We start from the raw sequence: 11,139 nt of genomic DNA, 5'->3' as shown, positions 1-11,139 counted from the left end.
TTGGGCTTCCCTGATACCAGTAACGCTCGCCAGGGTAGCGCGGGCCACTGAGCGCGCCTGGTCATCCAGCTGTTGTGCAGTGCGACCACTGGCACCGCCAGTAGCTTTTAGCAGACCTTCTATCTTGAGCTGCTGCCGCTCCATCTCCTCACCGGCGCGAATGCTCTGATAAAACACCGCAGTAACACCGGCGATCCCAGCACCAAACAGTGCCCAGCTAGCCGCGCCATTAGTCAACAGACCATTAAGGGCACCTACTCGACCAGATACACCACCCAAGGGACCATCAATAGCTGCAACCCCTTGAGCAGCACCACGCATTGAGCGGCCAAACATAGTGCCCGCCGAACTGGTAGACTTTATCTCGCGGGTAAGCTGTTTATTGCGTGCGGCGGCCTGGGCCATCTCCCGCTTATATTGAGTGGAGCGCAGCTCCAGGTTTGCCACCATGGTGGCCATGGAAGTTTGTTTTGCCATTGCTCAGCTCATGGAGTTCCAGATTGCGATTTGTTGCTGCACGGTTTTTGGCTTGTGCGGCTGAGGTAGGAAGTTAGAGACTTTGCCCCCCAGTGTGCCGGCGGCAATGTGGGCGAGTTGCCACTGTTGGACTTCGGTATTCAGGGGACGCTCTGAGTGATATTCATACCAGTGGTCGAACTCGGTAGAACTCATGGAGCGCAACATATTGAAATAATCGGGACGGTTAAAATCCCGCGCGAGCTGCCGGGCGAAATAGAAACCCGGCACTAGCCTTTTTTTTCGTTGTCCTCGCTTTCTGTTTCGCTGCTCTCTCCCTCAGTGGATGCTTCTACATAGAGACCAGATAGTTTGGCTGCAGGCACATAAAGCACATCAATCAACTTTGGGGTAACGCTGCGGATCAATCCCTGATGAATCTGCTCCAGTGAGTCCTGACAGTCTGGTTTCATCCAGATGGCATAGGCAACCAGCAACAACTTCTTGCTCACCTCTCCCAACCGGAAAGCCCAAAGCTGGCCAAAATTTTCCAGCTCAGTTTCAGGCAACTCTTCATCCTGCGGCAGCGGAATATCTTCGGTAGTCTTCTGCAGATATTCACAGCGGTGGTAGGCGCTCAGTTCAAACAACTCCACTTTCTGCTGGCCAAATAAAACAGTTTCGGATTCTAAAATAGGTGTAGGAACTAAATTCATGGTTAGCTACCTGCAGTTACCGAGGGCTTACCTGAGATTTTGAATTTAACCGTGCGAGTAATCTTGTCATCCTTGGGTACCGCCTTACCCCAGCCGGTAATGTGGGCAATTAATTCCACCGTAGTACCTTCGGGATACTCGATTTTGTAATGTTTATTGGTATCTGAATCGTAATCAGCACGCAGGGCCTGCTGGCCGCTATCGCTCTCTTTCCAGATCAAGGTAATGGAAACCTCCCCGGCATCACGTAATCCTGACGGATCGTAATCCATATATCCGCTGGTGCCATCAATCGGCGTCATCTCAACAGAACCGCGCGACTCCTCACCGGGATCGATATCCAGCATGCCCGCTACTGGCGTATAGGAGCTGCCATCATCGCTGCGGGAAAATTTTGTTTTATAACCTTGTGCCATAGCTAATACCTTTTTGAGTTATTGAGTTAAAGGGCTGAGGGTTCGGTGGAATACTGGGCCGTATAGGTCAATCGAACCTCGCCCAGTGGGTGATCCTGGTCCAGCGCAAACTGGGTTTGGCTGAGTAGGAATAAGTCACAGGTGTTGCCCAGAGTTGCATCCTGCAATGTGCTCTCAATATCTGCAGCCGCTTGATCCAATGCGGCATATATATCACCATCGCTCTTTACTACCGCAGCAATAGTCAGATCCAGCTGCCGACTGGTGCCGCTATGCATTTCGTGATCAGTGTTTTCGGTTGCAAAGCCCACCACAATGGCCGGTAGCTTTTTTGAATCTATTTCTTCTGTGGTGCCAGGGGGTGGGAATGAATAGCCGCTTAGGTTCTGTAGTTCATTCTGTACGGCATCACGTATGATCATGCGTTGGGTCATTGGGAACCTCTCCGGGAATTTTGGGCATAAAAAAACCCGCTGGTGCGGGTTTGGATTTCAATAAATTTGCTAATTACTCACTTTAATTGGTAATTTCTATAGCCCATAACCATAAGCAATGGTATGTAACTTACAATATTTAGAGGTAGAGCCTGGCCATTGATTGCCATCCTCTGTATACCCCCAAACTTTTACATTTGTCTTTGCATGGTATGCAGCTAATATCATACTCATAGTAGTAGCTTGCCCCGGTGAATCACTCTTTAACCAATACCCTTTACAAATGGAAGTTGGATTCTCCAAAGTAAAAACCACTTCACCATCTGCTGGATAGGAGTGGACGATTTTAATTATAGAAGTCGGGCTCATTTCGCTTTCTACAGCATGCGCGGAAAAAGTAAGCATCCCCAGCAATAAAATTAGTACCTTTCTCATTTACAATTCCACAGTAGTTAACAGTAAATTTAAACGCAGCTGCTCTTTACCTCAGCTTTTCGCGGTTTTATATCATTTTGGGAGTACTTTAAAAATCAATGAATTACTGATTTTTACCGAAAAATAGGAGAAGCCTCTTTTGGTTTTTGATGCCAACAGCATCTATTTGTACATTTTTCATCCAGCCTGCATATCCCAATAATCGGATGTAGTGCAAAGTTCTAACCTGTATTTTATTCGTAGTATTTTGCCCTCAAATTTTACCCTAGCCACTAATATTCCAAAACTGCTGATCTGGCGGATTGAAAAGGGCAGCCATTGAACACCCAAAGGAGAATGAAAAATGGGTGAGCGCTATTTCCTTGCGGTATTGTATTCACGCTCATGGCCGCCGTGAAACTTAAACTACTTTGAGGAAGCAACCTCCTGGCAACTTATCGCGGAGCTGTTCCGCGTACCGGGCAACTTCTTCCAGTACTGCTTTATGCCACTTGAGTTGCTGCACGGGAGCGCCGCCAGAGTGATTCTTGCCGGTATCGCAATAACGACCAAACTCTTCACCCTTTGAGGTTAGCTCCCAGCGCTTCTTGCGTGGCTTATATTCCACATGTTTCTGGAGTCCCATTCGTTGTAGGATGGCGTTGAACTCTCGGGCACTCATTTCGTACGCTTTACCCAACTCCGATGGCGTGTAGAGAGGTTCGTTATTCTCAGCCTCCAGGTGGGTTACCCCCATCAGCTTCATTGGGCTGATGCCGGTGGTTTCTTCCACTACCCGATTGGCCAGTAAGATTGCCTGATTACCCTTCATGCCCATTCGCTTGGCTAAACCGTGGGCTGCTCCAAATGAGCGATTGGCCACTATCAGCAGCTTGTCACCTGACAACTCTTCTTTGGGCTCGCTGTATTGACCCGTCTTTCGGATGCTGGGCAGGACTTCATGAGTTACCCAGCGCTTAAATGCTTTGGCTTCAGACTTCTGGCTTGTCAGAATCACAGAGTACAACCCAGACTCGTTAATGACTGTTGTACCGCGCCCCCCTGTAGGAGATCCCAAACCGACGATCTGTCGGTTTGACTTTTCGTCGTCATCAAGCTTTCTAGTCATTGCTTGAGCATCAGAGTAACCAAGCACATCGGCCACATCCTTAGCCACAAACCACGGCTCGCCATTCTGCTCAACAACACGCACTTGATGACTTTTGAAATCAAATGGAATCACGTTACTCATAATCACTCTCCTGTGGTTAATGTTCAGTACTCTGCCTTGAAGCCACGCGTTTGGCGGCGTAGGTCAATCCAACCAGGACCGCGCCCTCTTCGCCACAGAGGGCATTGAGTGCGGCGGTTTTTATTGGGGAATCGGGCCATTCGAGAATGCGTTGGCGAGCCAGATTTAAATACTGCAATTCGCGCAACTGCTGGACATGAGCCGGCTGTAGCGCTGGTTGGGAGTGATTAACAGTGGAGATTGCGTGGGCACTGGCCATGGCGGCCTCCTATGACTATGTTTTAGAGGTGCCGCTTTGCTGAGGCGGCGGGACTCACTAAGGCTCATAGTCAAGCCTGGGCGCTATTTCCCCAAAGGGGTGTTGTATTCACGCCTATCTCATCCCGCCATTACAGGCATTTCACGCACGGATTTCGGGCGCAAAAAAACCGCTGCTAACGGGTGCGGGGGCCGGACTATGAGTTTTAGGCCTCCAACACTACACGCCAAGCACGGTTTAAACAATACCTTGTCGCCAATCTCCAGTTAATCACTCCAAATATATGGTTTTCTATACAGCCCCTTTCCGCAGGCAATAAAAAACCCCACCAGCGCTAACTGGTAGGGTTTTTTATTACAGCTCAGGGATGAGTAGCGGTTAACGCCCCAAGCTGCGGAACGAAGCGTCCGACAGCCTTGACTTGTTAGGCTGGCTGGACATCTTTATGCCTGTAGGAACAAACGTTCTCTGTAATAAAGTCTTCATTCTTCATCGCTTCATTCAGCATTCTTAGTAATGAAAACTGCAACTGGTGTCTAAGTGTATTGTTGCAAGGGCATTCGTCTTGGTGGTCGACTCGCTCCCAGATATTATGATTTTCTTTGTAAATCCAACCAACATTGGTGCCGACACCATCAACAATATTACTTGGATGAGAGACGACTAACCCAGACACCGAAATACATCCTTCTTCATTAACCGATACATGTATTCCCTTTTCATAAATGTATTCCTCTTGCGCCTCCACTATTTTTACCAAGCCATCAATCTCAACAACAAAGTCACCATGCCTTTTCAGTGCCTCACTAACAAGAATCATATCAAAAGGTTCATCGGTGTTAGCGTAATATGAGATTTGTGGAAGCTTGTAAAAGACTAGATTATTAAATGGATTATCCGAATCATTTCTATTATCAGAAACCCAGAAATTCTCATATAGAGTTACATGTGGAGGGAGATGCTTTATAAAGTTGTCTTCATAATCCGGAATTTCCAAGCCTCTTCGAAATGTAGTTATTGGGCTATCGATATTCACTTTTTCCCAAGGCAAACTTAAAAGTGTTTTTAAAACAAAGTCTTCTTTGCTTGATGGGAAAATATCTGAGACGTCGTTTATTAGATTTTTCTTACAATAGTCCTTTAATACACTGCTCGGAACTTCGATATGTGAAGTAATAACTTGGGGAGGCAGCCTGTCGTTCAAGTTCCCCACTAGGCATGCTTCCTGAGCGTGAAATCTAAGTCTACCTTCATCACCTTGCATTGAAGTGAGGTCATGAATCTTTATATCAAGGGTCTCCAATGCTAAGCAATCTATAATGTAGATATGACCGCTTCCTTCAGCCTGACTGTATTTTGCATCTTTGTGAACCAGCCATACAGGGTTCTCATTTATATCTTCGCTCATATGGATAGACTTAGACTCTTCATATGCGTTTGATGCAAACCAACACGCTATAGAAGAAGACTTAGTTAAATCCACATAAAATGATCTCCAACCGTAGTGTTGCAGTATTGCTTGAGACAACTCTATATCTATATCAAAGTAGTCGACACCAAAGAACCCACGAATCATAGCTTTAGCGTAATGCGTCCACTTGAACATAACATCAGGAATACAACCATGCCTGCTGAAAGATGTAGGAATGCTCGTGCGCCCGTTAGAATCTACATAGTGCTTTACTTGTCCACGAAATAAATACCCGCTCTTATATTTTGACAAATGAGCCTCTAGCTCATCTACACCTTTAATAAAAGTAGTCATAGAACTCAATCTCGACGGCCTAACTCCTCAAACACTGGCATGGTGAAGTTGGTCACTTTTTGGGTACAAAAAAGTGACCAACTTCACCATGTCCGAGTGCTTTGACTTGTTACAAGTTGTGTGGCACCAACTTCAAGGGTTGGCTAATTAGTGAGTCGGTTTCAAATACTTGAGCAATATCGGCTAGGCTGCCAATTTTAAGCGGATAAGCACCATTAGATTTACTTTGCTTAAAAGCAATTCTCCACTCATGTTGCCACGCATAATCATCAAATTTATCGAAGGTATCCATCTGCCCGTGATGCTGCTCGCGATCTAGATAGCTAATCTGCTTGGCTACGATACCATCTTCACGTGGTGTGTAGATATTTTCGTCGCTAGAAACTGCTGCCTTTAACCTTCGCTCAAACTCGACAATGTTCGAACCACCTATAAGGACTGCGCGATTACCGAAGCTACTAAATTTTTCAGATAGAAGAAGACCATTTTCTCCGGCATCCAGAATTTTGCCGTCACTTACTTTAGTCATACTATAGATATTCGTATCACCTTCATGGTCATACCGGAGATCTACCTTACCTACAGCCCCTTCAATTACATGCTCTCCTAAGGTAATTGTAACCTCATCAGATTTATATGAGGCTGCCAGCCCTTCATGTACATCTCCTCGGAGTGCTACATCAACATCCTCATAGTTCTTGAAGTAGTCGATATTATTCATGTAGAGAAGCCCTTCATTTAAAAATGAATCAACATGCTGCTCATCCATGAATTTTATGAGAACTCTAAAAATTTTATTTGGATCTTCCACTTCTAACATAGCCCCCTAAGACTTGTAACGTCCGGCGCACAGGCGAAGTACGCAGTACTGAGTCCAGGCCGAAGGCCGATTGTGCCGCCGCTGGTTATATTTCATTACGCGATTGGCTCCAAATCAGAGGGAAAAGAACGAAACTCCTCCCATTGAGATTCACTCATTTCACCTTTGAAATCACGGGAATTCCACGCTCGATTTAAGTGCGCATATATATGGGCTATATCTATAGAATAGCCCTCGATATCGACGCTCCCCTTAGATCCCATTTCTTTAATGAGATCACCTAGATGCTCATGTGCACCTTCTAGCTCACTCATTAATTGACTCCATTCAACTGGATTTTCCTTGCTATCTATCATGATTTCTCTGAAATATAACGCTGCAATGTGGGGAAACCGAAGCAACGCGTAGGTTTTCCCACACGATTGCTTTGTTATGAGTTTTTATTCAGCTCATCGAGTATTTCTCTATCACCTGGAAGCATTTGATATTGACGCCTGTGTTCCATGGCAACCTCTCGGATATCCCCAATATATTCTAAAAACTCTTCCATTTGTTCATCATCAAGATACGCACGACTAGAGAGCTTGCTATCAATTTCATTGAGCTTAAAACTTTGCTCAATTGACTCTCGAACCAATTGACTGCGAACATCATCTTGCAATCGACTGACGGAAGAATATATGCCCCTCACAAATAACAGCAATAATAAAAGCAAAATACATATAATAATCAATAATCCTTCAATCATTACTCACCACTTCATACTCATAACGCTAGCGTCATTTGCCGACGCGAAGCGGTGGTCAAATGCACGCCTTTGTTATGCCTAGTTGTCTGAGTACGCATCGATTGGAACAACCGTCATAACTCTATCGAATTTTATAGGTTCTAGCATATCTTCATTTTTAGTATTGATGAACAAGATATAGGTGTTTGTACTAGGGCCGCTCGTGTAAGGATAAAGTACAGCTCCCGCAGGCAATTGTCCCAAATCGTTACTGGACTGTAGCTTGAGAGGCCCTTTTAGCTTAAACGCCACAGGCTCCAACAGCCTGTATCTTTCGAAATAGATACCTCCGATAAAGAGAGCAGCAGCAACGAATAGACCAAGAACTACCTTATACAGAACCTTTCTCCCTTATCAATAAAGAGGCATAACATTTATATAGTGGTCATCATGACTACTATCCCCTTGACCACTATTTCTGATGCAAATTTACGCCAACATGCCGTCTTCTTCTACTAAATCAATAGATTGCGATCACTTAGCACTATCGACCCAACTAGAAAAACGGTCATCGTGACCACTATCCCCAATTTTCACAGATCTCTCAACCCATTGATTTTACTGGTTTTATCCGTCAAATTGAGCAACCCAAAAAAATAACAGTCACAGTGATCATAAATCCCCTGCTGATCTGTCGGTTTAGGCTAAGCATCCACCAAAACCCGCCAAACAACCCCATCATCCGCCAACCGCTTTCGCACCGCATACTCCACACCACCGAGCTTTATCACCGCCTCTGAGTTGTAAGCGCCAACCTCACTCACCAGCAGACTCAATTCAACACGCGGCACCCGAACACGTTCTTCATCATCGAACTCGTCAACCTCCTGATCTTTTATCACACGGCAATCAATAGGCTCTCCGCCGCTACCATCATCAAAGGTAGCGGCTTTCCCCATTTACGAAACGCGCGCTCCGCGGCTCTTTGGTCCAGATCCATGGATCACCTAGGCCTTCACAGTGCCCGGAACACCGGTAAACTTGACCGCTAAGCTAGTAATGCTATTACCGGCTGCCTCTGCGGCAAAGGCGGTGGGGCCAGTGATATCGCCGGTTGCGGCTGTTGCGGCGCTGTTATTAAAGGCTGCTACGGATACATCCCAGGTGAGGGTTTCCCCCTGACTGATCTCTGCGGCGGATACCTTGGGCACGGTGAATACGCCTTCAATAGCGATCACACCAGATGCGCCCACGGAGATATCGTCCATCGCTACACCCAGCACTGCGCCTACTGCTAACACTTGGCCAGAGGTAATAGCGGCGCTGGTGTTGTTGGTGTAATTCAGTAGGCGCCCGTCTTGTACAAAATTAGTAGCCATTCTCTTTCTCTCGATTGGGTTTGTAACTGAAAGCAAAAAGGCCGCGCTATGCGGCCCTTTTCGGGTTCTTTAAGGTTTGGTTCGGTTTGAGCTGGGGATTAGTTCTTGGGCGTTTTCACCATGCCTTTTGCGTCCCAGGCTTTGGCAGCTGCATCAAGGCGCACCTTGAATTCCACCCCGTCGATATTCCAGCCGTTTTGCTGTTCCAACACTGGGGCTTGCTGGCCATCCAGATAGAGCACTTCGATAGTGTCGTGCGCTACCGGGTCGGCATTTAGGTACCAGCCATTGTGGCCGCTAAGGCGACCATCGGAGATCACACTGGCAATATTGCGCACACTATTGGGTACAGTGTTGGATTTCTCAGAAGCACCTACTTCAAATTCAGATTCCAGCGCAACCTTTGCGGCACCCTCATCGGCGATATCACACAGCAGGAATTTGGGGCGGATATTCAGGAAGGCGGTGCCATCCTTTTGCTTGCCCATCAATACCCGTGCGGCGTCGATGCTGGCAGTGTTGATACCAGACTTGGTGGCCAGGTTGCCATGGTCGGCATGGAACAGGGCTTTGCCATCGGCCATTTGTGGGTTGTTGAGCAGGATACTAAACACCAGGTCTCCAACGGTACGGACCGCAGCAAGGCCCATCTTTTGTGGGATGCGGGTGAAGGCACCCAGGTCGTCATTAATAATCGCTTGACGGTTAATGGAGAACATTTCCCCGTAGGTGGCCAGTGCGGCGGTTTCGGCGCGCTCGCCAAGGCTCACGTATTTAAATTCTGCCCCCGGTGCCACTTGGCGCAGTGAGGGGAAGGTGCCGAGATCCGTGCGGGTGGCAATCTTAAAATCGCTCAAGTTACCGGTGGCGGTAAACTGCGGGAAGACTTCTGCCGCTTCCGAATAACCTTTCAGCATGGATTTATTCGCAATATTGCCCAGGACAGTCGCGAAGTCCCCGGAGCTGTGGGTAAAGGCGGCGGCGACGATACCCATCTTATCCAGACCCGCCAAATTCTGGCCGTGGGCCTGCATCAGAATGCGGGCAATCTCCATCATGGTGTAGCCGGTAAGCTCGTTGCCTTCGGTGCGCTTTTCGCCGAGGGCGCGCATGGCAATGGCATTCTCGGCATCAGCCTTCATGCGCTTGATGCCTTCGCCTTCCTGCACCACCAAGCTGTAGCTTTGCACGGGGGTTGGGGTTTGACTGCCGAGCGCAGTGAGCAACTGATCTTTGGCTTTCTCAGCGGTGCAGTCCATATCATCCAGGCAGGATTGCATCACTGTGCTGTGCGCATCGAAGCCTTTAAAAACGGCTTTAATCGTATCTTTGCGCTTTTTTTCATCCGCTGCAAATTGCGCTTTGGCATCGGCAGCAATCTGGGCTTTCATTTCCGGGGTGACCTCGGTCGCAGCGGTTGCAGCTGGCGTGGTGGAGGTAGTTTTCGGCATGGCTTGCGCCTCCTTGGTTTGGGGTGGGTTGTCTGCAACCGCAGACGGGAATCTAAATTCAGTAGGCCCCTGCATTACCAATGTACTAATGGCTTGAGGGGTATTTTTGAACTGGTTTAAGTGATCAGCACTGAAGCTTGCGGCCATTTCCATTGCTGCTGTCGTGTCAGTGGCAAAACCCGCTTCCACGGCTTCGGCGCCGGTATACCAAGTCTCGTCATCCATCACTTGGCTGATTTCCTCATCCGACATTCCGGTGCGTGAGGAATACAGGCTTTTCATGGTGGCTTTCACTTTTGCCAGCAGGCTCTTGGTTTTTTCCAGAGCACGTTCATCGCCTCGCACACCGGCACTGGGGTTGTGCACCATGTAATAGGCGTTCTCAGCAATATGAACCGTGCCCCCGGCAAGAGCGATCACACTGCCCATACTGGCTGCGATACCTTCAATCCAGGTTTCTACTTCGGCTTTGTGGTCTTTGAGCAGGTTGTAAATAGCGGTGCCGTCGAACACATCACCACCGGGGCAGTTAATATGCAGATTGATCTTGCTGACATCGCCTAGCGCTTTAAGATCGCGGGCAAAGTCTTTTGCAGTTACGCCCCAATAACCGATGTAGTCGTACAGATAGATATCGGCTTCAGTGTTATTTGCGGCAGCGGTAATGCTGTACCAAGATTTTTTGGGCATAGCAGTTTCCTACTCGGATTCAGTATTTTCTGCGGGAACCGCAGTGCGTTTGGATGGGGTAGTGATCTTGTTTTTTTTCAGTTTTTGCTGCCAGGCGGCGGTCTGCTTGATCACATCGTTAGGTTTCTTGCCGCGGCGGCGGATGGTCTGCTGCGGGCTGGCTAGAACATTTTCCAACAGGGTTTCATCAGCATTGGCTTCATGGGCCGGATTAATCCAAGGCATGACTGGAGTGATAAAATCAACGTGCATTAGTGTGGATGGATCGACATCAGCTGGCACTTTAAAAGCATCAGCCAGTAGACCCATCTGTACCCAACGCCGGGTAACCGGCTCCACAATCTCCTCACAGAATTCCAG

At 47.7% G+C, this 11,139-nt stretch carries 16 protein-coding genes; all 16 read right to left on the bottom strand.

Annotated features, from left to right (window positions below; genetic code table 11):
• A partial coding sequence (locus G367_RS0100420) for a hypothetical protein (RefSeq protein WP_020411117.1) occupies positions 1-477 on the bottom strand: 477 nt, incomplete at its 3' end.
• A gap of 3 nt (positions 478-480) precedes the next feature.
• Positions 481-747: a phage tail assembly protein T gene (locus tag G367_RS0100415; protein WP_020411116.1), complete on the bottom strand. Its 267-nt coding sequence runs from the start codon at positions 745-747 to the stop codon at positions 481-483.
• Positions 747-1,172 carry a phage minor tail protein domain-containing protein gene (locus G367_RS0100410; protein WP_020411115.1) on the bottom strand — a complete coding sequence of 142 codons (426 nt, stop codon included), beginning with the start codon at positions 1,170-1,172 and terminating at the stop codon, positions 747-749. The genes G367_RS0100415 and G367_RS0100410 overlap by 1 nt, the downstream gene beginning before the upstream one ends.
• Positions 1,173-1,174: 2 nt before the next feature.
• Positions 1,175-1,588 carry a phage tail tube protein gene (locus G367_RS22720; protein WP_020411114.1) on the bottom strand — a complete coding sequence of 138 codons (414 nt, stop codon included), beginning with the start codon at positions 1,586-1,588 and terminating at the stop codon, positions 1,175-1,177.
• Between the two features lie 26 nt (positions 1,589-1,614).
• Positions 1,615-2,022, bottom strand: coding sequence for a phage tail terminator protein (locus G367_RS0100400; protein ID WP_020411113.1), 408 nt, complete (start codon positions 2,020-2,022; stop codon positions 1,615-1,617).
• A 96-nt stretch (positions 2,023-2,118) separates the two neighbouring features.
• Positions 2,119-2,457: a hypothetical protein gene (locus G367_RS24730; RefSeq protein WP_020411112.1), complete on the bottom strand. Its 339-nt coding sequence runs from the start codon at positions 2,455-2,457 to the stop codon at positions 2,119-2,121.
• 400 nt (positions 2,458-2,857) lie between these two features.
• Positions 2,858-3,688, bottom strand: a complete 831-nt coding sequence (locus G367_RS24725) for a BRO-N domain-containing protein (protein WP_020411111.1) — start codon at positions 3,686-3,688, stop codon at positions 2,858-2,860.
• 16 nt (positions 3,689-3,704) lie between these two features.
• A complete protein-coding gene (locus G367_RS0100385) occupies positions 3,705-3,947 on the bottom strand; it encodes a hypothetical protein (protein WP_020411110.1) in 243 nt (80 codons plus the stop codon).
• Between the two features lie 424 nt (positions 3,948-4,371).
• On the bottom strand, positions 4,372-5,712 hold the full coding sequence (locus G367_RS0100380) for an FRG domain-containing protein (protein ID WP_020411109.1): 1,341 nt from the start codon (positions 5,710-5,712) through the stop codon (positions 4,372-4,374).
• 109 nt (positions 5,713-5,821) lie between these two features.
• Entirely contained in the window at positions 5,822-6,532 is a 711-nt protein-coding gene (locus G367_RS0100375; protein ID WP_020411108.1) for a hypothetical protein, read from the bottom strand.
• Between the two features lie 95 nt (positions 6,533-6,627).
• Positions 6,628-6,888, bottom strand: coding sequence for a hypothetical protein (locus G367_RS0100370; protein WP_020411107.1), 261 nt, complete (start codon positions 6,886-6,888; stop codon positions 6,628-6,630).
• A 74-nt stretch (positions 6,889-6,962) separates the two neighbouring features.
• A complete protein-coding gene (locus tag G367_RS0100365; RefSeq protein WP_020411106.1) occupies positions 6,963-7,280 on the bottom strand; it encodes a hypothetical protein in 318 nt (105 codons plus the stop codon).
• A gap of 683 nt (positions 7,281-7,963) precedes the next feature.
• Positions 7,964-8,218, bottom strand: coding sequence for a head-tail joining protein (locus G367_RS0100355; protein WP_020411104.1), 255 nt, complete (start codon positions 8,216-8,218; stop codon positions 7,964-7,966).
• A 48-nt stretch (positions 8,219-8,266) separates the two neighbouring features.
• Complete coding sequence (locus tag G367_RS0100350; protein WP_020411103.1) at positions 8,267-8,638, bottom strand: DUF2190 family protein; 372 nt, start codon at positions 8,636-8,638, stop codon at positions 8,267-8,269.
• 98 nt (positions 8,639-8,736) lie between these two features.
• A complete protein-coding gene (locus G367_RS0100345; protein WP_020411102.1) occupies positions 8,737-10,779 on the bottom strand; it encodes a ClpP-like prohead protease/major capsid protein fusion protein in 2,043 nt (680 codons plus the stop codon).
• Positions 10,780-10,788: 9 nt separating this feature from the next.
• Positions 10,789-11,139 (bottom strand): hypothetical protein (locus G367_RS26370; protein ID WP_040627876.1); only part of this gene is annotated, 351 nt, incomplete at its 5' end.

It is taken from the genome of Microbulbifer variabilis ATCC 700307, from assembly GCF_000380565.1.
Taxonomy (GTDB): domain Bacteria; phylum Pseudomonadota; class Gammaproteobacteria; order Pseudomonadales; family Cellvibrionaceae; genus Microbulbifer; species Microbulbifer variabilis.
Note: the sequence above shows the minus strand (reverse complement) of the source record. Positions and strands in the feature narration are given on the sequence as shown.